The organism is Streptomyces sp. NPDC058650 (genome assembly GCF_042717315.1).
Classification (GTDB): domain Bacteria; phylum Actinomycetota; class Actinomycetes; order Streptomycetales; family Streptomycetaceae; genus Streptomyces.
Window position 1 is genome coordinate 1 of sequence record NZ_JBHXRL010000018.1, and the last position, 23,371, is coordinate 23,371.

Annotated in this window: 23 protein-coding genes and 1 tRNA gene; 17 read left to right on the forward strand and 7 right to left on the reverse strand. The window is 72.3% G+C overall.

From position 1 onward, the window contains the following. Positions 1–257 precede the first annotated feature (257 nt). Positions 258–331 (forward strand) — tRNA-Ala (locus ACFWWU_RS27095). A gap of 63 nt (positions 332–394) precedes the next feature. On the opposite strand, the gene ACFWWU_RS27100 is transcribed toward ACFWWU_RS27095, so the two are convergent. Then, positions 395–874 (reverse strand): GNAT family N-acetyltransferase, encoded by a 480-nt coding sequence (locus ACFWWU_RS27100; protein ID WP_384148660.1) that lies wholly within the window; start codon positions 872–874, stop codon positions 395–397. Between the two features lie 50 nt (positions 875–924). Here ACFWWU_RS27100 and ACFWWU_RS27105 point away from each other — a divergent pair, with 50 nt between their 5' ends. Next, positions 925–1,728 carry an exodeoxyribonuclease III gene (locus tag ACFWWU_RS27105; RefSeq protein ID WP_384148661.1) on the forward strand — a complete coding sequence of 268 codons (804 nt, stop codon included), beginning with the start codon at positions 925–927 and terminating at the stop codon, positions 1,726–1,728. Between the two features lie 25 nt (positions 1,729–1,753). Here ACFWWU_RS27105 and ACFWWU_RS27110 read toward each other — a convergent pair whose 3' ends face one another. Then, on the reverse strand, positions 1,754–2,377 hold the full coding sequence (locus ACFWWU_RS27110) for a MerR family transcriptional regulator (protein WP_384148952.1): 624 nt from the start codon (positions 2,375–2,377) through the stop codon (positions 1,754–1,756). 224 nt (positions 2,378–2,601) lie between these two features. Here ACFWWU_RS27110 and ACFWWU_RS27115 point away from each other — a divergent pair, with 224 nt between their 5' ends. The 4 genes from ACFWWU_RS27115 (at position 2,602) to ACFWWU_RS27130 (ending at position 6,254) form a co-directional block, all read left to right on the forward strand. Further along, positions 2,602–4,146 carry a flavin-containing monooxygenase gene (locus tag ACFWWU_RS27115; protein WP_384148662.1) on the forward strand — a complete coding sequence of 515 codons (1,545 nt, stop codon included), beginning with the start codon at positions 2,602–2,604 and terminating at the stop codon, positions 4,144–4,146. Beyond that, positions 4,143–5,060: an alpha/beta fold hydrolase gene (locus ACFWWU_RS27120; RefSeq protein ID WP_384148664.1), complete on the forward strand. Its 918-nt coding sequence runs from the start codon at positions 4,143–4,145 to the stop codon at positions 5,058–5,060. The genes ACFWWU_RS27115 and ACFWWU_RS27120 overlap by 4 nt, the downstream gene beginning before the upstream one ends. Then, positions 5,057–5,947 (forward strand): SDR family oxidoreductase, encoded by an 891-nt coding sequence (locus ACFWWU_RS27125; protein WP_384148666.1) that lies wholly within the window; start codon positions 5,057–5,059, stop codon positions 5,945–5,947. The genes ACFWWU_RS27120 and ACFWWU_RS27125 overlap by 4 nt, the downstream gene beginning before the upstream one ends. Before the next feature lie 121 nt (positions 5,948–6,068). Then, on the forward strand, positions 6,069–6,254 hold the full coding sequence (locus tag ACFWWU_RS27130; RefSeq protein ID WP_384148668.1) for a hypothetical protein: 186 nt from the start codon (positions 6,069–6,071) through the stop codon (positions 6,252–6,254). 65 nt (positions 6,255–6,319) lie between these two features. On the opposite strand, the gene ACFWWU_RS27135 is transcribed toward ACFWWU_RS27130, so the two are convergent. After that, positions 6,320–7,111: an IclR family transcriptional regulator gene (locus tag ACFWWU_RS27135; RefSeq protein ID WP_384148670.1), complete on the reverse strand. Its 792-nt coding sequence runs from the start codon at positions 7,109–7,111 to the stop codon at positions 6,320–6,322. 126 nt (positions 7,112–7,237) lie between these two features. On the opposite strand from ACFWWU_RS27135, the gene ACFWWU_RS27140 reads away from it, so the two are divergent. Then, positions 7,238–7,750, forward strand: coding sequence for a GNAT family N-acetyltransferase (locus ACFWWU_RS27140; RefSeq protein WP_384148672.1), 513 nt, complete (start codon positions 7,238–7,240; stop codon positions 7,748–7,750). A 39-nt stretch (positions 7,751–7,789) separates the two neighbouring features. Here ACFWWU_RS27140 and ACFWWU_RS27145 read toward each other — a convergent pair whose 3' ends face one another. After that, the gene (locus ACFWWU_RS27145; RefSeq protein ID WP_384148674.1) at positions 7,790–11,242 is read right to left on the reverse strand and encodes a S41 family peptidase; all 3,453 of its coding nucleotides are present in this window, start codon (positions 11,240–11,242) and stop codon (positions 7,790–7,792) included. 207 nt (positions 11,243–11,449) lie between these two features. Here ACFWWU_RS27145 and ACFWWU_RS27150 point away from each other — a divergent pair, with 207 nt between their 5' ends. Together ACFWWU_RS27150 and ACFWWU_RS27155 are read left to right on the forward strand one after the other, a co-directional pair. Next, entirely contained in the window at positions 11,450–12,022 is a 573-nt protein-coding gene (locus tag ACFWWU_RS27150) for a TetR/AcrR family transcriptional regulator (protein ID WP_384148676.1), read from the forward strand. Positions 12,023–12,117: 95 nt separating this feature from the next. After that, the gene (locus tag ACFWWU_RS27155; RefSeq protein ID WP_384148678.1) at positions 12,118–14,277 is read left to right on the forward strand and encodes an MMPL family transporter; all 2,160 of its coding nucleotides are present in this window, start codon (positions 12,118–12,120) and stop codon (positions 14,275–14,277) included. Between the two features lie 24 nt (positions 14,278–14,301). Here ACFWWU_RS27155 and ACFWWU_RS27160 read toward each other — a convergent pair whose 3' ends face one another. Next, positions 14,302–14,661, reverse strand: coding sequence for an SsgA family sporulation/cell division regulator (locus ACFWWU_RS27160; RefSeq protein WP_384148680.1), 360 nt, complete (start codon positions 14,659–14,661; stop codon positions 14,302–14,304). A gap of 142 nt (positions 14,662–14,803) precedes the next feature. On the opposite strand from ACFWWU_RS27160, the gene ACFWWU_RS27165 reads away from it, so the two are divergent. The 6 genes from ACFWWU_RS27165 to ACFWWU_RS27190 all read left to right on the forward strand — a co-directional run bounded on the left by ACFWWU_RS27165 (position 14,804) and on the right by ACFWWU_RS27190 (position 20,349). Then, positions 14,804–15,841: an energy-coupling factor ABC transporter permease gene (locus ACFWWU_RS27165; protein WP_384148681.1), complete on the forward strand. Its 1,038-nt coding sequence runs from the start codon at positions 14,804–14,806 to the stop codon at positions 15,839–15,841. Position 15,842: 1 nt separating this feature from the next. Further along, positions 15,843–16,631: a cobalt ECF transporter T component CbiQ gene (cbiQ, locus tag ACFWWU_RS27170; RefSeq protein ID WP_384148683.1), complete on the forward strand. Its 789-nt coding sequence runs from the start codon at positions 15,843–15,845 to the stop codon at positions 16,629–16,631. Then, complete coding sequence (locus ACFWWU_RS27175; RefSeq protein WP_384148685.1) at positions 16,619–17,374, forward strand: energy-coupling factor ABC transporter ATP-binding protein; 756 nt, start codon at positions 16,619–16,621, stop codon at positions 17,372–17,374. The genes cbiQ and ACFWWU_RS27175 overlap by 13 nt, the downstream gene beginning before the upstream one ends. A gap of 48 nt (positions 17,375–17,422) precedes the next feature. Then, positions 17,423–18,649 carry a serine hydrolase domain-containing protein gene (locus tag ACFWWU_RS27180; RefSeq protein ID WP_384148687.1) on the forward strand — a complete coding sequence of 409 codons (1,227 nt, stop codon included), beginning with the start codon at positions 17,423–17,425 and terminating at the stop codon, positions 18,647–18,649. Positions 18,650–18,730: 81 nt separating this feature from the next. Continuing rightward, positions 18,731–19,789 carry a helix-turn-helix domain-containing protein gene (locus ACFWWU_RS27185; protein WP_384148689.1) on the forward strand — a complete coding sequence of 353 codons (1,059 nt, stop codon included), beginning with the start codon at positions 18,731–18,733 and terminating at the stop codon, positions 19,787–19,789. A gap of 74 nt (positions 19,790–19,863) precedes the next feature. After that, complete coding sequence (locus ACFWWU_RS27190) at positions 19,864–20,349, forward strand: YbaK/EbsC family protein (protein WP_384148692.1); 486 nt, start codon at positions 19,864–19,866, stop codon at positions 20,347–20,349. Between the two features lie 22 nt (positions 20,350–20,371). Here the strand turns inward: ACFWWU_RS27190 and ACFWWU_RS27195 are convergent, their stop codons facing one another. Then, positions 20,372–20,989 (reverse strand): LysE family translocator, encoded by a 618-nt coding sequence (locus tag ACFWWU_RS27195; protein WP_384148694.1) that lies wholly within the window; start codon positions 20,987–20,989, stop codon positions 20,372–20,374. 91 nt (positions 20,990–21,080) lie between these two features. Beyond that, on the reverse strand, positions 21,081–21,821 hold the full coding sequence (locus ACFWWU_RS27200) for a 2OG-Fe dioxygenase family protein (RefSeq protein WP_384148696.1): 741 nt from the start codon (positions 21,819–21,821) through the stop codon (positions 21,081–21,083). Positions 21,822–22,000: 179 nt separating this feature from the next. On the opposite strand from ACFWWU_RS27200, the gene ACFWWU_RS27205 reads away from it, so the two are divergent. Both ACFWWU_RS27205 and ACFWWU_RS27210 read left to right on the forward strand, forming a co-directional pair. Further along, a complete protein-coding gene (locus tag ACFWWU_RS27205; RefSeq protein WP_384148698.1) occupies positions 22,001–22,819 on the forward strand; it encodes an SDR family NAD(P)-dependent oxidoreductase in 819 nt (272 codons plus the stop codon). 119 nt (positions 22,820–22,938) lie between these two features. After that, complete coding sequence (locus tag ACFWWU_RS27210; protein WP_384148700.1) at positions 22,939–23,313, forward strand: hypothetical protein; 375 nt, start codon at positions 22,939–22,941, stop codon at positions 23,311–23,313. Positions 23,314–23,371: the final 58 nt, after the last annotated feature.

Below are 23,371 nucleotides of genomic sequence, written 5' to 3' on the forward strand. Positions count from 1 at the left end.
GGGGGCGGCGCCCGTCTCCCCTTGGCGCTGCACCCCCCCCCTGCCCGCGCCCGCGCCGCCGCGCCCCGCGGCGCCCCGGCCCGCCCCCCCCGCCCCCCCCCCCCCCACCCCCCTCTTCGACCAGTACGCGGAGGACGACCGCCCCCGGGCGGCCAACGAATGACCCCCGCCGGCGGCCCGCGACGGCCCCCGGTGACCTGCGGCGGAACGGATTTTTGCGTGAGCCGGTAGGGATGCTAATGTTTCACACGTCGCAAGGGCCTGTGGCGCAGTCTGGTAGCGCACCTCGTTCGCATCGAGGGGGTCTGGGGTTCAAATCCCCACAGGTCCACAGACACCGGGAATCCCGTCCGATCGAAAGATCGGGCGGGATTTCTGCTTTTCGCGTGCCGGCTCAGGCCAGCGGCTTCGCGAAGCAGCGGCTGGTGGAGTAGGTGCGGTAGTGGCCGAACTTGGTGCAGGGTTCGTAGCCGCTGGACGTGTAGAGGGCTATGACCTCCGGCTGGGCCGTGCCCGTTTCCAGGACCATGCGGGTGCGGCCGGCCGTGCGGGCGTCGGCTTCGAGGGCGGCGAGGATGTGGCGGGCCAGGCCCAGGCCGCGGGCTTCGGGGACCACGTACATGCGCTTCAGCTCGGCGTCGCCGTCCGCGTAGCCCTCGTCGTTCGTGTCCTGGGCGCGCCAGCCGCCGGTGGCGACGGGGCGGCCCTCGGCGTCGTAGGCGAGGAGGTAGAGGCCGCGCGGGGGTGCGAACATCGCCGGGTCCAGCGGTGTGGCGTCGCCCTCGCTGTCGTAGCGGGCGGCGTATTCCAGCTGTACCGCGTCGTTGAGTTTGACGGCGTCGGGGTGGTCGAAGGGGGTGGGGTGAATGTTCATGCGGTGGATCGTACATGTATGCGGAAGCTGAGTGTCGGTATTCTCCCGGGATGCTCACTGTCACCACCGTCAATGTCAACGGTCTCCGCGCCGCCGCCAAGAAGGGCTTCGTCGAGTGGCTGGCCGGCACCTCCGCCGACGCCGTCTGCCTGCAGGAAGTCCGCGCCGAGGAGGCCCAGCTGCCCGCCGAGGTCCGGGCGCCCGAGGGCTGGTTCACGGCCCACGCGCCCGCCGCCGCCAAGGGCCGCGCCGGCGTCTCCCTCTACACGCGCCGCGAGCCCGACGCGGTGCGCGTCGGCTTCGGGTCGAGTGAGTTCGACGACAGCGGGCGGTACATCGAGGCCGACCTGCCCGGTGTGACCGTCGCCAGCCTCTACCTGCCCTCCGGCGAGGTCGGCACCGAGCGCCAGGACGAGAAGCTGCGGTTCATGGGCGAGTTCCTGCCGTACCTGAAGGAGCTCAGGGGCCGGGCCGCCGCCGATGGGCGCGAGGTCGTCGTCTGCGGCGACTGGAACATCGCCCACCGCGAGGCCGACCTCAAGAACTGGAAGGCCAACAAGAAGAACGCCGGCTTCCTGCCGGAGGAGCGGGAGTGGCTCGGGCGGGTCCTCGACGAGGGCGACGGCGCGTACGTCGATGTCGTGCGGGCCCTCCACCCCGAGCAGGAAGGGCCCTACTCCTGGTGGTCCTACCGCGGCCGCGCCTTCGACAACGACAGCGGCTGGCGCATCGACTACCAGGTCGCCACCCCCGGCCTCGCCGCCAAGGCCGTCAAGGCCTACGTCGAGCGCGCCGCCACGCATGCCGAGCGGTGGAGCGATCACGCCCCCGTGACCGCCGTCTACGAGCTGTAGCCCCCGCTGCCGTTCGTCGGCGGACTCAGGTGTTCTCGGGGCGCAGGCGTCGGTCGAGTGCCATCGACAGCTCCGCCTCGACGACGCTCTTCGCGAGCGGGCGCAGCCTCCCCAGGTCGTCCTCGGCCGCGTGGGCGCGGAGCAGGTCGGTGAAGAGCTCCGCGAGGGCGTCGGCGTGTTCGCGGACGCGGGCGCCCGCCTTGAGGACCTCGGCGAGCGGGACGCCCTCCCGGACGAGCGCGGCGGAGACGTCGAGCAGGCGGCGGCTGATGTGGATGATCTCCTCGCCGTCGGTGACGAGGTAGCCGAGGTCGAGGGCGGCCGCGAGGTTCTCGGGGGTGACCTCGCCGGCGAAGTGGTCGGCGAGCTCCTCGGGGGTGAGGCGGACCGGCTCCTCCTCGGTGGGGGAGCCGAGGGCGAGGACCTCGCGGACGTTCCGGCCGCTCTCGAAGGCGGTGGTGAGGTCGGCGATGCCGTTGAGGGTGTGGCCGCGCTCCAGGAGGGCGGCTATGGTGCGCAGCCGGGCGAGGTGGTGCTCGTCGTACCAGGCGATCCGGCCCTCGCGGCGGGGCGGCGGGATCAGTCCGCGCTCGCGGTAGAAGCGCAGGGTGCGCACGGTGATGCCGGCGGCCGTCGCGAGCTCCTCCATGCGGTACTCGCGTACGCCGTCGGGCACGGCTTCGTGCACGGCTTCGTGTGTGCCCGTGTCGGGTCCCGGTCCTTCGCCTGATCCTTCTGCCACGCACGCCAGCCTATGTTGTACCGCCGGTAACTTTCCCTCGCCGTACCCCTACCGCTCGGTATGGAGCTGCTCTACAGTCCCGACTGTGCCAGTGATTGCTGGCGTGATCTGCCGGGCGTTCGGGAGGCGGCATGGCGAAGCACGAGCACGTACGGGTGGCGGTGATCGGATCGGGATTCGGTGGCCTGGGGGCCGCCGTCCGGATGCGCCGCGAGGGAATCACCGACTTCGTCGTCCTGGAGCGGGCCGACTCCGTGGGCGGCACATGGCGCGACAACAGCTACCCCGGCTGTGCCTGCGACGTGCCCTCGCACCTCTACTCCTTCTCCTTCGCGCCCAACCCCGACTGGCCGCGGACCTTCTCCGGACAGCGCCACATCCGCGCGTACCTGGAGCATGTCACGGACACCTTCGGGATCCGCCCCCACCTGCGGCTGAACCACGAGGTGCGGCGGATGGCCTGGGACCCGGAGGCGCTCCGCTGGGAGATCGAGACGAGCCAGGGGTCCTTCAGCGCCGAGGTCGTCGTCTCCGCGACGGGGCCGCTCTCCGACCCCAAGATCCCCGACATCCCGGGGCTCGCCGACTTCCCCGGCAAGGTCTTCCACTCCGCCCGCTGGGACCACGACTACGACCTCACCGGCAAGCGCGTCGCCATGATCGGCACCGGCGCCTCCGCCATCCAGATCGTGCCCGCGATCCAGCCCCTGGTCGGGAAGCTGACGCTCTTCCAGCGCACGCCCCCGTGGGTCATGCGCCGCATGGACCGCGCCATCAGCGGCCCCGAGCGCTGGCTCCACCGCGCCGTGCCCGCCACCGGCACCCTGCGCCGCGGCCTGCTCTGGGGCATCCGCGAACTCCAGGTCGGCGCCTTCACCAAGCACCCGGGCGAACTCGGGCTCATCGAGAAGCTCGCCAAGGCCAACATCGCCAAGGCGATCAAGGACCCGGCGCTGCGGGCCAAGCTGACGCCCTCGTACCGGATCGGTTGCAAGCGCATCCTGCTCTCCAGCACCTACTACCCGGCGGTCGCCCAGCCGAACGTCGACGTCGTCGCCTCCGGGCTGCGTGAGGTCCGCGGCTCGACCGTCGTCGCCGCCGACGGCACCGAGACCGAGGTCGACGCCATCGTCTTCGGCACCGGTTTCCACGTCACCGACATGCCGATCGCCGAGCGGGTCGTCGGCGCCGGGGGGCAGACGCTCGCCGAGGCCTGGAAGGACGGCATGGAGGCGCTGCGCGGCGCCACCGCCGCGGGCTTCCCCAACTTCATGACGGTCATCGGCCCCAACACCGGCCTCGGGAACTCCTCGATGATCCTGATGATCGAGTCCCAGCTGAACTACCTGGCCGACTACCTGCGTCAGCTCGACATGCTCGGGGGGCGCGCCGCGCTCGCCGTCCGCCCCTCCGCCGTCGGCGCCTGGAACCGCAAGGTGCAGACCCGGATGGAGCGGACCGTCTGGAAGGCCGGCGGCTGCGAGAGCTGGTACCTCGACGCCAACGGCCGCAACACCACCCTGTGGCCGGGGACGACGGGCGAGTTCCGCAAGGAGACCCGGCAGGTCGACCTCTCCGAGTACGAGGTGCTGCGCGCGCCCAAGACGTCCACGACGGCCCCGACTGCCCCGGCGGCGAAGACCCGCCCCTCCCGCACGAAGGAGGCCGCCCAGTGAGCCGCCACCTGACCTCGCTGCCCGCGTCCCGGGAGCTGACCGCCGTCTCCGCCGACGGCTCCCGGATCCACGTCGAGGTGTACGGCCCCGAGGGCGCCCCCGTCGTCGTCCTCGCCCACGGCTGGACCTGCTCGATCGGCTTCTGGGCCGAGCAGATACGGGCCCTCGCCGCCGACCACCGGGTCGTCGCCTACGACCAGCGCGGCCACGGCCGCTCCCCGGTCCCCGCCGGGCCCTCCGGATACTCGGTCCGGGCGCTCGCCGACGACCTCGAAGCCGTCCTCGCGGCCACCCTCGCCCCCGGCGAGAAGGCCGTCGTCGCCGGGCACTCCATGGGCGGCATGACCGTGATGGCGGCGGCCTCCCGCCCCGGCTTCCGGGAGCACGCGGGGGCCGTACTGCTCTGCTCCACCGGGCCCTCGCGGCTGATCGCCGAGGCCACCGTCGTACCGCTGCGTCCGAGCGGCCGGCGCACCCGGCTGACCCGGAGCGTCATCGGCGCGAAGGCCCCCCTCGGGCCGGTCACGCCCGTCTCGAAGAAGATCCTCAAGTACGCGACGATGGGACCGGGTTCCGCTCCGGAGCGGGTCGACGCCTGCGCCCGGATCGTGCACGCCTGTCCGCGCGGGGTCCGTGTCGGATGGTCCCGCGTCCTCTCCGAACTCGACGTCGAAGAGGGCGTACGGGAGCTGGACCTGCCGGTGGCCGTCCTCGTCGGCACCGCCGACCGGCTCACCCCGCCCGTCCACTCCCGGGCCATGGCGGAGGCGCTCCCGCAGTGCGTGGGGCTCCTCGAAGTCACCGGCGCCGGCCACATGACGCCGGTGGAGGCCCCCGAGGCCGTCACCGCCCGGATCCGCGAACTGACGGACGCGTACCTGGGCACGTCCCTCGAAGTGAAGGAGAAGGCATGAGCCGGGTCAGCCTGGAAGGACAGGTCGCGGTCGTCACCGGAGGAGCCCGCGGCGTCGGCGAACTCCTCGCCCGCAAGCTCTCCGCGCGCGGCGCGAAGATCGCGCTCGTCGGCCTGGAGCCCGAGCAGCTCAAGGAGGTCGCCGGGCGGCTGCACACCGAGGCCGATTGGTGGCACGCCGACGTCACCGACCACAAGGCCATGGCGAAGGTCGCGGCCGAGGTCAAGGAGCGGTTCGGGAAGGTCGACATCGTCGTCGCCAATGCCGGGGTCGCGGCCGGCGGCCCGTTCGCCGAGTCCGACCCCGACGCCTGGCGGCGGGTCATCGAGGTCAACCTGATCGGCGGAGCCGTGACCGGCCGGGCGTTCCTGCCCGTCCTCATGGAGTCCCGGGGGTACTTCCTCCAGATCGCCTCGCTCGCGGCGATCACCCCGGCCCCGATGATGACGGCGTACTGCGCCTCGAAGTCGGGCGTCGAGGCCTTCGCGCACAGCCTGCGCGCCGAGGTCGCGTACAAGGGCGTGAAGGTCGGCGTCGGCTATCTGTCCTGGACCGACACCGACATGGTCCGGGGCGCCGACCAGGACGACGTGATGCGCGAGCTCCGTTCCCGGCTGCCATGGCCCGCGAACCGCACGTACCCCCTCGGCCCGGCCGTCGACCGGATCGTCGCCGGCATCGAGCGGCGTTCCTCCCACGTGTACGCGCAGTGGTGGCTGCGCGGGATGCAGTCGGTCCGGGGCTATCTGCCCGGGGTGATCGCGGCGGTCGGACAGCGCGAGATGCGGCGCTTCGAGCCGCGCCTCGGCTCCGTCTCCAAGGGGCTCGTGGGCGCGGGCGGCGCGGCCGACGAGCAGGCGCGCGCGGGGGACGCGGCCCGTCGGTGACGGTGAGTGAGGGGGAGTGGCTGATCGAAATGCGCGGGATGTGGGCCCGTGCAAGGCTGGTCGAGCCCGATGGGGCACGACGCCCCGTCCCCACCTCACACCCTTCTAGGAGTGAATCTTCATGGGCATGAAGGACCAGTTCAGCGACAAGGCGGACGAGCTCAAGGAGCGGGCCAAGCAGGCCGCGGGCAAGGCGAAGGACGAGGCGTCCGAGCGTGCTTCCCAGGGCCGTGACCGTCCCGAAGGCGAGACGCGCAAGGCCCAGCAGGAGGCCCAGGACCGTTTCGACCAGGACTACGACGCCTGAATCCGGCCGGCCCACGGCCGGCTGAGGGGAGGCGCACCCGGGACGCCGGGTGCGCCTTCGCGTGTTCAAGGCTCCGGCGGGCGGGGAGCACGGGGCGTGATCGAGAAGGTCCGGTCGAGGAGGACGACGCTCTCCGCGCGGTCCTGGAGGCGGCGCGTGAGCGGCTGGAGGTCGGCGGCCCGGGCGGTCGGGAGCGATATCGCGAGGGCCGCCGCGGAGGAACCGACCGAGATGGGGACGGCGGCGCAGACGGTGCCGAGGACGTACTCCTCGTATTCGAGGAGGGGCAGCCCGCGCCGCTGGGAGGCGAGGCGACGCTCGATGGCGGTGCGGCCCGCCACGGTGTGCCGGGTCAGCGGTGTCGCGGGGTGCCGGTCGAGGTGGTCGGCGCGCTCTTCGTCGCCGAGCTGGGCGAGGAGCGACTGACCGGCGGCGTGCGCGTGGCCGGTGAGGCCGAACTCGGCCCATTCGGTGACGGGTGGGCAGCCGGGGTTCCGGGAGACGGCCGTGACCCGTATCTCGCCCTCGCGGTAGATGACGAAGTAGACGGCGGCTTCGAGTTCCAGACTGAGGGCGTCCGTCCACTCCTGGGTGGGGAGCCCCTTGGGCGGGGAAGTCTGTGGGACGGCGAGGCCGGCCGGGTCCGCGAGGGCGTATCCGTGGCGGTCCTTGCTCACCAGTCCCTCGTGGCAGAGGGTGCGCAGCAGGTGGTACGCGGTGGGAAGTGGCAGGTCCGTGTCGCGCGCGAGCTGCTTGGCGCTCGCGCTGCCGCCCCGGTGATTCAGCGCGCGCAGCAGATGGACGGCGCGCTGTACCGACTGGATGAGGGTCTGGCCGGTCGGTGGTCGATCGGGCATGCGTGTTCCTGTTCTGCATTTCTGCATCCTGGACGGGTGCTCCGTCCAGCGGGATCCCGCCGTGACCGGCCCCTGGCCGCAGGATATTAGGGCGCCCTTTGCCGGGCGAGCGCATACCGTGCCCCCATGCCTGAACTGCAGCGACTGCGCCCCGACCACGCGCCCGCCCTGCTCGCGTTCGAGCGGGACAACAGGGCCTACTTCGCCGCCTCCGTGCCGGACCGGGGCGACGCGTTCTTCGAGGAGTTCGAGGACCGGCACCGGGCGCTCCTGGCGGAGCAGGAGACCGGTGCGATCCACTTCCACGTCCTGGTGGGGGAGGGCGGGGAGATACTCGGCCGGTTCAACCTCGTGGACGCCGTCGACGGGGCCGCCGAGCTCGGCTACCGGGTCGCCGAGAAGGCGACCGGGCGGGGCGTGGCGACGGCCGGGGTGCGCGAGGTGTGCCGGCTGGCGCGGGAGGAGTACGGGCTGACGCGGCTGACCGCCGCCACGACCCTCGACAACGCGGGGTCGAGGGCCGTGCTCGGGCGGGTCGGGTTCGGCGCCGTCGGGAGCGTGACGCTGGACGGAGAGCCCGGCACCTCCTACGAGCTGGACCTCGGCGGTGCGTACGGGGCGGACGCCTGCGTGTCCTGAGCCGGGCTTCGGCGGCGCGTACGCGTGGTTCCCCGACCTCTACGGGGCGGACCTCGGCGGCAGTTTCGGGCGGGAGCGGTCGGGGACCGCCTCGTAGCCCGGGGGGCTGGCCGGCGGGGTCTCCGAGAGGAGCGAGAGGGCGACGTGCACGGCGTCGTCGAGCTGCGCGTGCCGGCCCTCGGCCCAGTCGAGGGGGGTGCGCAGGACCGCGAGGTCGGGTTCGACGCCGTGGTTCTCCAGGGACCAGCCGTACTCGGGGAACCAGGCCGCGTTCATCGGGACCGTGATCTGGGTGCCGTCGCCGAGCCGGTGGCGGCCGGTCATGCCGACGACCCCGCCCCAGGTGCGCTGGCCGACGACGGGCCCGAGGCCGAGGAGCTTGAAGGCGGCGGTGATCATGTCGCCGTCGGAGGAGGTGGCCTCGTCGGCGAGGGCGACGACGGGGCCGCGCGGGGCGTTGGAGGCGTACGAGACGGCCTGGGCGTTCCGGGTCAGGTCCCAGCCGAGGATCTTGCGGGTGAGCTTCTCTATGACGAGCTCGCTGATGTTGCCGCCAGCGTTGCCGCGTACGTCGACGATGAGCGCGGGCCGGGAGACCTCCATGCGCAGGTCGCGGTTGAACTGGGCCCAGCCGGAGCCGCCCATGTCGGGGATGTGGAGGTAGCCGCAGCGGCCGCCGCTGAGCTCCCGGACCACGGCCCGGCGTTTGGCGACCCAGTCCTGGTAGCGCAGCGGTCGTTCGTCGACGAGCGGGACGACGGCGACGCGGCGGGAGCGGCCCTCGCCCTCGGCGGAGGTGAAGGTGAGCTCGACGGTGGTGCCGCCGGTGCCGGAGAACAGGGGGTACGGGCCCGTGACCGGGTCGACGGGCCGGCCGTCGACGTGGGTGAGGACGGCGCCCTCGCGGATGCCGGTGCCGGCGAGCGGGGAGCGGGCCTTGGAGTCGGAGGACTCGCCGGGCAGGATCCGCTTCACCGTCCAGCCGGACTCCCGGCGCACGAGGTTGGCGCCGAGGAGACCCATGGCGCGCTGGTAGTGCGGCGGGCCCTCGTTGCGGCGGGCGGGGGTGACGTACGCGTGCGAGGTGCCCAGTTCGCCGACGACCTCGCGGAGCAGGTCGGCGAACTCGTCGGGGGACGCGACCCGTTCGACGAGCGGCCGGTACTGGTCGAGGACCGCCGACCAGTCGACGCCGCCCATGCCGGGCTCCCAGAAGTAGGCGCGGACGATCCGGCCGGCCTCGTCGAAGGCCTGGCGCCATTCGGCGCCGGGGTCGACCTCGTGGAGGATGCGCCGCAGGTCCAGGTAGACGGTGGAGTCGCCGTCGCCGGACTCGGTGGCGGGCACGGCCCGCAGTTCGCCCTCGTCGGCGATGACGAGCCGGGTGCCGTCGCCGCTCACCGCGAACCAGTCGAGGTCCTTGGCGAGTTCGGTCTTGCGGGCCTTGGTGATGGCGAAGTGTTCGAGGGAGGGGCGGCCGGAGGTGTCGGCCGGGTTGGCGAAGGTCTCGCCGAGCGCGCCCGAGATGGGCCAGCGCAGCCAGACCAGCCCGCCGCCGCTGACGGGGTGCAGCGCGGAGTACTTGGAGGCGGTGACCGGGATGGGGGTGACCCGGTCGGGGAGCCCCTCGATCTCGACCGTGACGGTGCCGTCGCCGGTGTCCGTGTCGTCGTCGGCGGGGTCGAGGCCGCCGGCCGCCGGGCGCCCGTCGGGGAGCAGCGCGAAGGGGGAGGGCGTGGCGGAGGAGAGCGGTACGAGGTAGGGGCGGCAGCCGAGCGGGAAGGAGAGGTCGCCGGTGTGGACGTCGTACACCGGGTCGAAGCCGCGCCAGGAGAGGAAGGCGAGGTAGCGGCCGTCCCGCGTGAAGACCGGGTTCTCGTCCTCGAAGCGGCCGTTGGTGACGTCGACGACGGTCCGGGCGCCGGGGCCGGAGATGCGGGCCATCTTGATGGAGCGGAGGGAGCGGCCGATCCCCGGGTGGGACCAGGTGAGCCAGGCGCCGTCGGGGGAGAACGCGAGGTCGCGGACGGGCCCGTTGAGGGACCGGATGAGCTCGGTGACTTTCCCTCCCCCAGAGCCTCCGGCCTGGGAGGTGTCCCCGGAGCCTCCGGCCTGGGAGGTGTCCCCGGAGCCTCCGGCCGGGGAGGTACCTCCGGAGCCTCCGGCCGGGGAGGTGTCCCCGGAGTCCTCGGTCTGGGAGGCATCCCCCGAGTCCTCGGTCGCGTCGAGGAGGAGGAGCCGCCCGTCGTGGGTGGCGATGGCGAGCCGTTCGCCTTCCGGGTCGGCGATCAGCTCCTCGACCCGGCCGAGGCCGCCCGAGGCGAGCCGGCGCGGCGGCCGGGCGCCGCTGGCGCGCGGCAGGTAGGCGACCTCGACGGCGTCCTCGCCCTCGGCGTCGGTGACGTACGCGACCTGTCCGCCGCTGCCGAGCATCTCGGGCAGCCGGACGCGGACGCCCGGCGAGTCGACGATCGTGCGGGCCGGGCCGTCGCGGTGCGTGAGCCAGTACAGGCTGCCGCGTACGGTGACGGCGCTGGCCCGGCCGGTCTCGTCGACGGAGACCGCGTCGACGTGGTGGGCGGCGGGCACCTGGTAGGGGCGTCGGCCGACGCGCTGCCCGCCGAGCCGGACCTCCAGCTTCCGGGGGCGGGAGTCGGGGGTGAGCGCGTCGACGATCCACAGCTCGCCCGCGCACTGGTACACGACCCGCCGCCCGTCGCTCGACGCGTGCCGGGCGTAGAAGGCGTCGTGGTCGGTGTGGCGGCGCAGGTCGGTGCCGTCGGGCAGGCAGGAGTAGAGGTTGCCGATGCCCTCGTGGTCGGAGAGGAAGGCGATCCGGCCGTCGACGGCCATGGCGCAGTCCAGGTGGCCGCCGATGTCGGGCAGCAGCCGTTCGCCGTGCAGCCAGAGCCGTCCGGTGGCGCCGCCGAGGTACCGCTTCCAGGCGGCCGGCTCGTGCGGCGGCTTCCCGGTGAGGAGGAGGGTCCGGTGGTTGTTGGCGGGTTGCTCGCCGTGGCGGGTGGTGGCTGAGGCCGTGGTGACAGTGATGTCGGAGACCGGGCCCCAGGGGAGGCGGCGACCGGGGGAGCCGTCGGTGGGGACGGAGTATGCCCAGGAGTAGTACGAGAAGGGCTGCCCGTGCGAGGAGACGGCGAGGATGTCGGAGCGGCCGTCCCGGTCGGGGGGCGTCCAGCCGCAGACCCGGGTGTCGGTGGAGCCCCAGTAGGTGAGGCGCCGGGCGGAGCCGCCGTCGATGGGGACGAGATGGATCTCCGGGTCGAGGCTGCGCCAGTTCGTGTACGCGATGTGGCGGCCGTCCGGCGAGAAGCGCGGGTGGCCGACCCTGGTCCGGTCGACGGTCAGCCGCCAGGCCCGGCCGGGGCGGTGGCCCTCGGGGACGAGGGGGGCGATCCAGAGATCGTCCTCGGCCGCGAAGCACAGCAGGTCGTCGTGGAGGTGCGGAAACCGGAGATACGCGACGTCGTCACTCACCTGTACATGCTTTCCGCGCGGAGGGGGTGCGGCAACTCGTACGTGTGTATCGGTTCGTGCGGGCGGGCGCTGTGGGCGCGTGTGGGTGCGGTGCGGGTGCGGTGTGGGCCAGCACACGTACGAAACGGTTTCGTTTCGCTGGGGGCCTGGGTATCTTCGTACTGTACGAAACCGTTTCGTTCGCGTTGTCGATCGGAGGGGCCGTTCATGGCTCGCAGCAGGCTCACTCCCGAGCGGGAGTCCGAGCTGTACACAGCCGTGCTCGATCTCCTTCGCGAGGTCGGCTACGACGCCCTCACCATGGACGCCGTCGCCGCCCGCACCCACTCCAGCAAGGCCACCCTCTACCGCCAGTGGGGGAGCAAGCCCGAACTGGTCGCCCGGGCGCTGCGCGCCAACAAGCCCGCCGATCTCGCCGAGATCGACACCGGCTCGCTGCGCGGCGACTTCCACGTGCTCCTGGAGCGGACCGACGACTGCCAGATGGAGAAGGACTCCGCGCTGATGCGGGGTCTGGCCCATGCCGTCCACACCAACCCCGAACTGCACCGGGCGCTGCGCGAGCTGCTCATCGAACCCGAGATGAACGGCCTCGACGAACTGCTGCGCCGAGCGGTCCGCAGGGGAGAGGTCGCCGCCGACAACCCGGCGCTGAAGCTCCTTCCCCACATGCTGATCGGTGCGTTCGTCGCCCGGCCGCTGATCGAGGATCAGCCGGTCGACCGCGCCTTCCTCAGTGCCTACGTCGACGCCGTCGTGCTCCCCTCACTCGGCGTCTGACCCCGATCTCACCCGCACCAACCGACCGCGCACCGCTCACGCCGTCGGGCCGGCTCCCCATGTCCTGTCCCGCCCCACAATGGGAGTACGCCCCCGTGGCCACGTTCCTCTACAAGCTGGGCCGTTCCGCCTTCCGGCGCCGACGGCTCGTCGCCCTCCTCTGGGTGGCGCTCCTGGCGGTCGCCGGTATCGGCGCCGCCACCGCGCCCGCCCCCACCTCCGGTTCCTTCTCGATCCCGGGCACCGAGGCCCAGCGCGCCTTCGACCTGCTCGAAGAGCGCTTCCCCGGTGCCGGTGCCGACGGGGCCACCGCCCGTGTCGTCTTCAAGGCCCCCGAGGGCCGGAAGGTGACCGACGCGGCCCACAAGGCCGTCGTCGAGGAGACCGTCGCCGCGCTGAAGTCCGGCTCGGACCAGATCGTCTCGGTCGCCGACCCGTACACCGCGCACGCCGTCTCGCAGGACGGCTCCACGGCCTACGTCTCCGTCGCCTACAAGGTCAACGCGATGGAACTGACCGACGAGACCCGCGAGGCGCTCACCCAGGCGGGTCACAACGCGCAGGGCAAGGGGCTGACCGTCGAGGTCGGCGGTGACGCCCTCCAGACCATGCCCGCGACCGGCGCCGGCGAGATCGTCGGCGTGATCATCGCCGGCATCGTGCTCGTCATCACCTTCGGCTCGCTCGTCGCTGCGGGGCTCCCGCTGCTCACCGCGATCATCGGCGTCGGCATCGGCGTCTCCTCGATCGCGGCCCTCGCGAACGTCCTCGACCTGGGCTCCACCACCTCCACCCTCGCGATGATGATCGGCCTCGCGGTCGGCATCGACTACGCCCTCTTCATCGTCTCCCGCTACCGCGCGGAGCTCACCGACGGGCGCGAGAAGGAGGAGGCCGCGGGCCGCGCGGTCGGCACGGCGGGCTCGGCGGTCGTCTTCGCCGGACTCACCGTCGTCATCGCCCTGGTCGGCCTGGCCGTCGTCAACATCCCGATGCTGACGAAGATGGGCTTCGCCGCCGCCGGCACGGTCGTCATCGCCGTACTGATCGCCCTCACCCTCATCCCGGCGCTGCTGGGCTTCGCGGGGGACAAGGTCGTCGGCCGCAAGCAGCGCAAGGGCACGGCGAAGGCGAGTGACAAGCCGAACGGCGGTACCCGCTGGGCCCGGTTCGTCATCCGCCGCCCCGTGATGGTGCTGCTCATCGGCGTCCTCGGTCTCGGCGCGATCGCCCTGCCCGCCGCCTCCCTGGAGATGGGCCTGCCCGACGACGGCGTCAAGCCGACCTCCACCACCGAGCGCCGGGCGTACGACACGCTGTCGGACGGCTTCGGCCCCGGCTTCAACGGCCCGCTGCTCGTCGTCGTCGACGGCGACAAGGCCACCGCGGACAAGACGGTCTCCACGATCAAGGGCCTCGAAGGCTGGGCGGCGGTGACCCCGGCGACCCCGAACAAGGCCGGCGACGCCGCGATGATCACGGTGGTCCCGAAGGACCGCCCGTCCTCCGTCGCCACCGAGGACCTGGTCCACGACATCCGGGACGCCACCGGCGACGAGGTCCTGGTCACCGGCGCCACCGCGATGAACATCGACTTCTCGCAGAAGATGAACGACGCGCTCGTGCCCTACCTGGCACTCGTCGTCGGCCTCGCCTTCCTGCTCCTGACGGTGGTCTTCCGGTCGATCCTGGTCCCGCTCAAGGCGGCCCTCGGCTTCCTGCTCTCGGTCGTCGCGGCCCTCGGCGCGGTCGTCGCGGTCTTCCAGTGGGGCTGGCTCGGCAGCCTCTTCGGGGTCGAGCAGACCGGCCCGATCATGTCGATGATGCCGATCTTCATGGTGGGTGTCGTCTTCGGTCTCGCGATGGACTACGAGGTGTTCCTCGTGACCCGGATGCGCGAGGCGTACGTGCACGGGGAGCGGCCCGGCGAGGCGATCGTGACCGGCTTCCGGCACAGCGCCCGGGTGGTCGTCGCCGCGGCGGTCATCATGATCGCGGTCTTCTCCGGCTTCATCGGCATGACGGACCAGATGATCAAGATGATCGGCTTCGGTCTCGCCGTCGCGGTCCTCTTCGACGCCTTCGTGGTCCGGATGGCGATCGTCCCGGCCGTGCTCGCGCTCCTCGGCCACAAGGCCTGGTGGCTGCCGAAGTGGCTGGACCGGATCCTGCCGAACGTGGACGTGGAGGGCGAGAGCCTCGCCGCGTCGACGGGTGAGGGCGCGCCGGCGAAGCCGGACCTCGTCAAGGCCTGATCCCCGGCTCCACTCGATACGCCGTCAGTGTGTCGTCATCGACGTACTGGCGGCGTACGTGTGCCGGAGGAAGCGGAGCAGGGCGGCGGTGTCGAACTGGACGACCTCGACCCCGTCGTCCTTGTGGAACTCGACGACCGTCTGGACCCGGCCGCAGGGCCACACCTCGATGTCGCCGCGGCGGGTCGGGGTGCGCAGGCCCGTTTCGAGGAGCGCGCGCGGGAAGGACCACTCGACGTCGCCGGGGAAGACGAAGCGGACGGTCGCGGGGGAGTAGTCGGCGTCGTAGCGAAGGGTCACGGGGACAGGCCGGGAGAGCGGGGCGTCGCTGATGATCCGCCCCTTGGCGTGGTCGTCGACTGCGTGATCCTCTACGGCGGTCATCGCGCGCTCCTCACGTTTTGTCCTGCTTTTAGTCAATGTGTCACTTCTTCCCGCCTTCAGCTCGGTCATGCGCCGTCCGCCCTGTGATCTGTGACCCATGCGCTCTTGCAAGTAGTTCGCAAGAAGGCTCATCATTCGGGACGTGCATGTACCTGACGGATTCATCAACGCCCCCGTATCGGCCGTGGCCGGTGTCGTCGCCGCCGGCGCCGTCGCTGTCAGCCTGCGGGGGGCCCGCCGCGAACTGGACGAGCGGACGGCTCCCTTGGCCGGGCTCGTCGCGGCCTTCATCTTCGCCGTGCAGATGCTGAACTTCCCGGTCGCCGCCGGGACCAGCGGACACCTGCTCGGCGGCGCGCTCGCCGCGATACTCGTCGGCCCGTGGACCGGCGTCCTGTGCATCGCCGTCGTCCTGCTGATGCAGGGCATCCTCTTCGCCGACGGAGGCCTCACCGCCCTCGGCGTGAACATCACCGTCATGGGCGTCGTCACGGTCGTCGTCTCGTACGCGCTCTTCCGCGGCCTCGTCCTCGTGCTGCCGCGCACCCGCCGCTCGGTGACCGTGGCCTCGTTCGCCGCCGCGCTCGTCTCCGTACCGGCCTCGGCCGCCGCCTTCACCCTGATCTACGCGATCGGCGGCACCACCGACGTGCCGATCGGCAAGGTCCTCACCGCCATGGTCGGCGTGCACGTCCTCATCGGCATCGGCGAGGCCGTCATCACCATGCTGACCGTCGGCGCGGTCGTCGCCGTCCGCCCCGACCTGGTCTACGGCGCCCGCGGCCTGACCGCCCCGCTCAAGCTCCGCGTCGACGGCGAGCTGGTCGACGCGGCTACACCCGCTCCGGTGGCCGCCGGATCCCCGGCCGGATCCCCGAGGAAGCTCTGGATCGGCGGTGTCGTCACCGCGCTCGTCCTCGCCGGCTTCGTCTCCTTCTACGCCTCCGCCAGCCCCGACGGTCTGGAGAAGGTCGCCGCCGACAAGGGCTTCGACGCCAAGGTCGAGGAGCACGCCGCCGCCGACTCGCCGCTCGCCGACTACGGCGTCAAGGACGTCGACAACGCCCGCCTCTCCGGCGGCCTGGCCGGCACGATCGGCGTGGGCGTGACCCTCGCCGTCGGCACGGGCGCCTTCTGGGTGGTGCGCCGTCGCCGTACGGCAGTACCGGAAGCCGTCTGACATGGGAGCCGGTGGGACCTCCCGTACCGGAGGCCACGGGGGAGCCCACAAGCTCTACCGGCACGCGCACTCGCCGGTCCACGCGCTGCCCCCGCACACCAAGCTCGCCGCCGTCCTCGGCTTCGTGGTGGTCGTCGTCTCGACGCCCCGCGAAGCCGTCTGGGCCTTCGCCCTCTACGCGCTGCTCCTCGCGGTCGTGGCGGCGACGGCCCGCGTCCCGGCCGGATTCCTGCTGAAGCGGCTGCTCATCGAGGTGCCGTTCGTCGCGTTCGCGCTGCTCATGCCGTTCGTCGTGCCCGGCGAGCAGACGACCGTCCTCGGGGTGTCGCTGAGCGTCCCCGGCCTGTGGGGTGCCTGGAACGTGCTCGCCAAGGGCACCCTCGGCGTCGCCGCCTCGGTGATCCTCGCCTCCACGACCGAGCTGCGCGCCCTGCTCCTCGGCCTCCAGCGGCTCAAGTTGCCCCCGCTGCTCGTCCAGATCGCCTCGTTCATGATCCGGTACGGCGACGTCATCACCGACGAGATGCGCCGCATGTCCGTCGCCCGCCGCTCGCGCGGCTTCGAGGCGAGCGGCGTCCGCCACTGGGGCGTCCTCGCGAAGTCCGCCGGCGCGCTCTTCATCCGCTCGTACGAGCGCGGGGAACGGGTCCACCTGGCCATGGTGAGCCGCGGCTACACGGGCACCATGCCGGTCATCGACGAGGTGACCGCCACCCGCGCCCAGTGGACGTACGCCGCCGCCCTGCCGCTCACCGCACTGCTGATCTGCCTCCTCGGATGGACGCTATGACGACTCCCCCCTCGCTCGAGGTCCGTGGCCTCGCGTACGCCTACCCCGACGGCCACCAGGCCCTCTTCGGTGTGGACCTGACCGTCGGGCGCGGCGAGCGGGTCGCTCTCCTCGGCCCCAACGGCGCCGGCAAGACCACCCTCGTCCTCCATCTCAACGGCATCCTCACCGGCGGCGCGGGCACGGTCACCGTCGCCGGGCTCCCGGTCGGCAGGAAGCACCTCGCCGAGATCAGGCGGAAGGTCGGGATCGTCTTCCAGGACCCCGACGACCAGCTGTTCATGCCGACCGTCCGCGAGGACGTGGCCTTCGGCCCGGCCGCGGCGGGCCTCCGGGGCGCGGAACTCGATGCCGTGGTCGCGCGCGCCCTGGAGCGCGTCGGCATGGCGGAGTACGCGGACCGGCCGCCGCACCACCTCTCCTTCGGGCAGCGCCGCCGGGTCGCCGTGGCCACCGTCCTCGTCATGGAGCCGGAGATCCTCGTCCTCGACGAGCCGTCGTCCAACCTGGACCCGGCCTCGCGCCGCGAGCTCGCCGACATCCTCCGCTCCCTCGACGTCACCGTCCTCATGGTCACCCACGACCTGCCGTACGCCCTGGAGCTCTGCCCGCGCGCGGTCATCCTCAGCGGGGGCGTCATCGCCGCCGACGGGCGGACCGGCGACGTCCTCGCCGACGAGGAGCTCATGGCCCGGCACCGCCTGGAGCTGCCTTTCGGCTTCGTGCCGAGCTCCGTGGCCTGACCCCGTCTCCTGACCCCGGAATCCGTCCTTCGCGGCCCGCGTTGCACCATGGGAGCCGGTCGTACAAAAGGGAGAGTGGGTCGGGTGGACGTCCAGGGCACGGTGGCGGCGGGCTGGGAGCCGGTCAGGGACGCGTTCCTGCGCAACTTCGAGCAGCGCGGCGAGCGCGGGGCGGCCGTCGCCGTCCACCGCGACGGCGAGCGGGTCGTCGACCTGTGGGCGGGCAGGAAGGACGCCGACGGCGGGGCGGAAGCCGGGACGGACCCGTGGACGGCCGACACCGCCCAGGTCGTCCGCTCCGCCACGAAGGGCGTCGCCGCCGCCGTCCCGCTGCTCCTGCACCAGCGCGGGCTGCTCGACCTGGACGCCCCCGTCGCCACGTACTGGCCGGAGTTCAAGGCCGCCGGCAAGGACCGCGTGACCGTACGGCAGCTCCTCGCGCACCGGGCCGGGGTCCCCGTCCTGGACCGGCCGCTCACCCTCGCCGAGGCGATCGACCTGCCGACGGCGACCCGCGCGATAGCCGCCCAGGCCCCCGTCTGGGAGCCCGGCACCGCCCACGGCTACCACGCCCACACCTTCAGCTGGCTGCTCTCCGGCCTCGTCCACCGCGTCACCGGCCGCACCATCGGCCGCTGGGTCGCCGAGGAGATCACCGGCCCGCTCGGCCTCGACCTGTGGATCGGGCTCCCGGCGGCGGAGGCCCACCGGGTCGGCCGCCTCGGCCGCGTCGAGGAGATCGACCCGCCCGGCGGCGGCGCCCTCAAGCTCCGCCCCAAGCGCTCCGTCAGCGAGGCCTACAAGGACCCGGACTCCCTCACCCGGCGCGCCTTCGGTGTCATCGAGCCCAAGCCCGACGAGAACGACCCCGACTACCGGGCCGCCGAACTGCCCGGCTCGGCGGGTGTCGCCACCGCCCGCGCGCTCGCCCGCTTCTACGCCGCGACCCTCGGCCCCGTCGACGGAGCCGAGCGACTCTTCGCCCCGGCGACGCTCACCCTGGCCCGTACGGAGGAGTCGGCGGGACCGGACAAGGTGCTGCTCGTCGGCACCCGCTTCGGGCTCGGCCACATGCTGCACGGACCGGCCTCCCCGCTCCTCGGCCCGTCGTCCTTCGGCCACCCCGGCCGCGGCGGCTCCCTCGGCTTCGCCGACCCCGAGTCCGGGATCGCCTTCGGGTACGTCACCAACGGCATGCGGAAGACGGTCACGGCCGATCCCCGCGCGCAGGCCCTGGTCCGGGCGGTTCGGTCGGTCGTGGACCTGACATTCTGAGCCGTCGCCCGGCGGGTGCGGGGGCGCGTGGCCAGTACCGTGTGCGGGCCCACTGACCGGTGGGCAGGCACGGGGGTGCAGGTGAGCGAGATTCCGTCGCGACCGTCCGACTGCGCGACGAACGGCGTCACGAACAGTGTCACGAACAGCGTGACGGTGCGGATCGCGAGCAGTCGGCTCTGGGAGATCTACGGCAGCATCGCGCTGCTCTCGGCGCACCGGGGCCTGGTCCCCTGGCCGTACGCGAACTGGGCCAAGACCACCCGCCGTTCGCTGAGCCGCTCCGACGTGACCATCCCGGGCTGGCTCGTCCACCTCTTCCGGACCGGCGGTGGGGCCCTTCCGCCGTTCCTCCTCGCCGTCCCGCCCCCGGACGGACCGGACCTGAGCGAGGAGCTCGCGCACCTCGCGACGGTCTGCCCGTCCCGGGTCCGCGCGGAGCTCGAACAGCGCTACCCGCAGGGCGTGCCCGCCGAGGTGCGCCCCCTGTACGCGGACCCGGCGGCCCGCGTCGCCGAACTCCGCGCCTTCTTCCCGCGGTACTGGTGGGCCGCGCTCGCCCCGTACGCGTCGACCCTGCGGGCGGCGACGGAGGAGGACATCCTGCGCCGCGCCCGCACGCTGGCCACCCAGGGCCCGGAGGCCCTCCTGGACGCGGTGGGCGGGATCGCGGTGCCCGGCGGGGTCGCGGTGCCCGGCGTGATGGCGGTGTCGGGCGTCTCCCGACTCGTCCTCGTCCCCCTGCTGTTCGGCCGCGGCACGCCCTTCTGCGCCTCGGCCCCGGACGGCTCCGAGGCCGCCCTCTCCTACCCGGTCGAAGGGGCCGCCGACCTCGTCGGGGAGGCGCCGACCGAGTGGCGTGCCGACGCGCCCGTGCACGGCGACCGGCTGGAGATCCTGATCGGCCGCAGCCGGGCCGGCGTCGTCCGGGCCCTCGTGGCGCCCACGACGACATCGGACCTGGCGGCGGCGCTCGGCCTCGCCCCGAGCACGGTCTCCCAGCACCTCACGGCGCTGGTCGCCGCGGGCGTGGTGCGGCGGCGCAGGGCGGGCGTGCGCGTGCTCTACGAGCTGGACCGCCCCGGTGTCGTGTTGCTCAGGCACGTGGACCACGCGCGCGGGCTGCCGACGACCCGCTGACCGGCCAGTAGGGTCGACTCGCCGTACAACTCGCCGTACCCGTACATCGGTTGTCACAGGAAAGAAGAGAACGCATGTCCCAGGAAACGTACGAGAAGCTGGTCGCCCTGCTCGACGAGCGCGGTGCCGCCTACCGGGTGATCGAGCACGCGCCCGAGGGTGCCACCGAGGCGGTCAGCGCCCTGCGGGGACACGCACTCGCCCAGGCGGCCAAGTGCATCATCGCGATGGTCAAGATCGGCAAGAAGGAGAAGCGGTTCGCGCTGGTCGTCGTCCCCGGTGACAAGCGGATCGACCTCGCGGCGGTGAAGGCGCTGTACGGCGGCACCTACGTCTCCTTCGCGTCCCCGGAGATCGCCGAGGAGCTCGCGGGCTCGGAGAGCGGCACCATCCTGCCGTTCTCCTTCGACGAGCGCCTCGAACTCCTCGTCGACCCGGACCTGCTGACGCACGAGGAGTTCTACTTCAACGCGGCGCGCCTCGACCGCTCGATCGCGCTCTCCGCCGCGGACTACCGGTCGATCGCGGAGCCGCGCGTCGAGCGGGTGTCGAGCGACTGACAGAAGTCAGGCCATGGAGGGGTCAGGCCATGGACGGGGTCAGCGCGAGGACCATCCCGAGCCCGACGAGCACCGTCCCGATCACCTTGTTCAGCACGGTCTGCCGCTGGAGCAGCCGGGTGCGCAGGCTCTGCTGGGAGAAGAGGAGCGCGGCGAGCGCGAACCAGACCAGGTGGGCGAAGGACATGAAGAGGCCGTAGCCGACCTGCTGGAAGACGGGGGTGTCGGCGCTGACGACCTGCGTGTACGTGCTCAGCACGAAGAGCATCGTCTTCGGGTTGAGCGCGTTCGTCAGGAAGCCGGTGCGCAGCGCGCCCGCCTTCGAAAGGCCGCCGTCGTCCGACAGGTCGACGTCCACCTGGGTCTTGGCGACGAACGTCTTGTACCCGATGTACACCAGATAGGCGGCGCCGATCAGTTTCATCGCCGTGAAAAGCATCGGGGACCTGGAAACCAGAAGTCCCACGCCCAGCATGGTGTAGGTGACGTGGACGAGAACGCCCAGGGCAATTCCGACGGCGGCGAGAACGCCGGCGGCCCGCCCGTACAGATAACTGTTGCGGACGGTCATCGCGAAATCCGCGCCGGGGCTGATGACAGCCAGAATCGTGATGACCGCCACGGCGATGAGCTGACCCATGTACCCGTCTTCCGTCTTCTCACTCAAGGGGTGCGCGGGTGGGGGGCGGCGCGCCTTCGCGGACGCCGGCCCCCCGCACCCGCGTCTGACATCAGGGCTTGTGACGGTAGGTCACGACCAGCACGTCGCGCGAGGCGGGGGCGGCGGGATCGATCTGCTCGATCGGCGTGACGCCGTGGTAGACCCGCTCGTCGTTGACGAGTGCCAGGTCGAGGGGGTCGGCCAGGGCGAACTTCTCCACCGGCTGCTTGTCCAGGTTGAAGACGGTGCTCTCGCCGCCGGTGGCGTTGGAGCGGCCGATCATCGCCATCAGGACGAAGGTGACGCCGTCGCGGTGGACGCCCTCGGGCGTGGGCAGGCCGACCTCTTCGCCGTCGACCTCGATGCGGAACTGGTGGGCCTCGATGTGCCACGCGGAGTACGGGGCGAGCCGGCCGAAGATGTCGCAGCCGAGCGTGACCAGGCTGTTCATCGTCGCGCCGCGCAGGATCCGGTCCTCGAACGGCTCGTAGTGCCGGGCCACGCCGCCGTTGAGGGTGTTGTAGTCGAGCCCCTGGTAGTGCGGCTGGTGGGCCTCGACGCGGTAGTCGGCGCTCGCCCGGGGCGCGCTGAGCGTGGCGTGCCGGCGGCGGCGGTAGCGCCCGCCGTCCGCCATGTAGCTGTCGAGCGGCATCTCGCCCCAGCTGTCGCGGAAGGGCTCCAGGTCGTCGAGCGCGCTTTCGGATCGCTGGAGGAGAAGCTGCCTGACCTTCTCGCCGGAGCGAAGATCAAAGCTCCGGGCGGAAAGGGACTCGCATATTTCCTCTACTCCGGATTCGTACGTCGAAGACATTGTTCCCCCTGTGTCCACATGGTCAATCGGCGGTATCGATCGTGGTATTCGGGGAGGGGGCATGTCAAAGCCTTTCGGTCATGGCCGAATTGTCAGGACTTCCTTTTCTCCGCTTTCCTCCCGCGCCCTTTGTTAACGGGATGTTGCGGCCGGGTGGAGGGATGGGTAGGGGCAGGCCCATGGATCTCAGCGAACGACTGGAACGTCCGGAACACCTGGAACCCCTGGCACGCTTCGACGGGTACGCCGCCCTGATCACGGGCGCGGCGCGCGGCATCGGCGCGGCCACCGCGCGGCGCCTCGCGGCGGAGGGCGCGCGGGTGCTGGTCACGGACATCGACGAGGAGGAGGCGCTACGGACCGCCGCCGAGCTGCCCGGGGCGGTGGCCCTGCGCTGCGACGTCGGGGACCGGGACTCGGTGGAGGCGGCCGTCGCGTACGCGGTGGAGACCTTCGGCGGCCTCGACGTCCTCGTCAACAACGCCCTCGCCCCCGTCGCCCCCGACCGGGACCGCTTCGAGGACGAACCGGACGGGGGCTGGGCGGGCCAGCTCGACGTGACGCTGATGGGCGCGGTCCGCTGCTCCCGGGCGGCGCTGCCGCACCTCGCGGCGGCGGGCGGGCGCGGGGCGATCGTCACGATCGGCTCGGTCAACGCCGAGGTGGACTTCGGCAACCACGCCTACAGCGCGGCCAAGGCGGGTCTCGCCTCGCTCACCCGGACGCTGGCGGGTGACGCGGCGCCGCGCGGCGTCCGCGTCAACCAGATCAACCCGGGGACGATCGCCACGACGGCGTGGGCGGGCAAGGAGGCCGAACTCGCGGCCCTGGCGGACCGCGTCTACCCGCTGGGCCGGGTGGGCACCCCGGAGGACGTGGCCGCCGCCGTCGCGTTCCTCGCGTCGCGCGACGCGTCCTGGATCACGGGCACGGTCCTGCGGGTCGACGGCGGCCTGCTGGCGGTGAACACGCACTTCGCGGAGGTACTGGCGGACTGAGGGGGCCGGAGAAGTTCTTCGCCGGGGGACGCAACCTCGGGGGGTGCCACACGTCTGGTGGGTTGAAGGCGCCCTTCACGTCAGTTCCCCACATCCCACCTCCTCACCTGGAGAGCCTCATGAACCGCAACCCCCGCCGCATCCTGGGTGCCGTCGCCGGTGCCGCGCTGCTCCTGGGCGGTGTCTTCACCGCGCAGGCCGTCGCCGACTCCGGCGCGAAGCCGGCGCCGAAGGCCGTCACGCCCGCCGAGTCGGCCCCGAAGGCCGTCACGCCGGGTGAGCCGGCCCCGAAGGCCGTCACGCCTGCCGAGTCGGCCCCGAGGGTCGTCACGCCGGGTGCGCCGGCCCCGAAGCCGGCCCCGAAGCCGGCGTCGAAGCCCGCCGTGGTGAAGCCGGGCGCGGACCGGTCCGACGCCGCCGGCACGAAGGGCGTCCCGGCCCCGACGCCGGCCCCCGCGGAGAACGCGCCCCGCGTGATCGCCCCGGGCAAGTAACCCCGGAACAAGAGCGGGCCGGCCCACCAAAGGGCCGGCCCGCGCCCTCCCCACCCCG

Bases quoted from the DNA above. Each gene is read 5' to 3' on its own strand.
- ACFWWU_RS27100 (WP_384148660.1), bottom strand. From the start codon at position 874: ATGAACATTCACCCCACCCCCTTCGACCACCCCGACGCCGTCAAACTC.
- ACFWWU_RS27105 (WP_384148661.1), top strand. From the start codon at position 925: ATGCTCACTGTCACCACCGTCAATGTCAACGGTCTCCGCGCCGCCGCC.
- ACFWWU_RS27110 (WP_384148952.1), bottom strand. From the start codon at position 2,377: ATGGAGGAGCTCGCGACGGCCGCCGGCATCACCGTGCGCACCCTGCGC.
- ACFWWU_RS27115 (WP_384148662.1), top strand. From the start codon at position 2,602: ATGGCGAAGCACGAGCACGTACGGGTGGCGGTGATCGGATCGGGATTC.
- ACFWWU_RS27125 (WP_384148666.1), top strand. From the start codon at position 5,057: ATGAGCCGGGTCAGCCTGGAAGGACAGGTCGCGGTCGTCACCGGAGGA.
- ACFWWU_RS27130 (WP_384148668.1), top strand. From the start codon at position 6,069: ATGGGCATGAAGGACCAGTTCAGCGACAAGGCGGACGAGCTCAAGGAG.
- ACFWWU_RS27135 (WP_384148670.1), bottom strand. From the start codon at position 7,111: ATGCCCGATCGACCACCGACCGGCCAGACCCTCATCCAGTCGGTACAG.
- ACFWWU_RS27140 (WP_384148672.1), top strand. From the start codon at position 7,238: ATGCCTGAACTGCAGCGACTGCGCCCCGACCACGCGCCCGCCCTGCTC.
- ACFWWU_RS27150 (WP_384148676.1), top strand. From the start codon at position 11,450: ATGGCTCGCAGCAGGCTCACTCCCGAGCGGGAGTCCGAGCTGTACACA.
- ACFWWU_RS27160 (WP_384148680.1), bottom strand. From the start codon at position 14,661: ATGACCGCCGTAGAGGATCACGCAGTCGACGACCACGCCAAGGGGCGG.
- cbiQ (WP_384148683.1), top strand. From the start codon at position 15,843: ATGGGAGCCGGTGGGACCTCCCGTACCGGAGGCCACGGGGGAGCCCAC.
- ACFWWU_RS27175 (WP_384148685.1), top strand. From the start codon at position 16,619: ATGGACGCTATGACGACTCCCCCCTCGCTCGAGGTCCGTGGCCTCGCG.
- ACFWWU_RS27180 (WP_384148687.1), top strand. From the start codon at position 17,423: ATGGGAGCCGGTCGTACAAAAGGGAGAGTGGGTCGGGTGGACGTCCAG.
- ACFWWU_RS27190 (WP_384148692.1), top strand. From the start codon at position 19,864: ATGTCCCAGGAAACGTACGAGAAGCTGGTCGCCCTGCTCGACGAGCGC.
- ACFWWU_RS27195 (WP_384148694.1), bottom strand. From the start codon at position 20,989: ATGGGTCAGCTCATCGCCGTGGCGGTCATCACGATTCTGGCTGTCATC.
- ACFWWU_RS27200 (WP_384148696.1), bottom strand. From the start codon at position 21,821: ATGTCTTCGACGTACGAATCCGGAGTAGAGGAAATATGCGAGTCCCTT.
- ACFWWU_RS27205 (WP_384148698.1), top strand. From the start codon at position 22,001: ATGGATCTCAGCGAACGACTGGAACGTCCGGAACACCTGGAACCCCTG.
- ACFWWU_RS27210 (WP_384148700.1), top strand. From the start codon at position 22,939: ATGAACCGCAACCCCCGCCGCATCCTGGGTGCCGTCGCCGGTGCCGCG.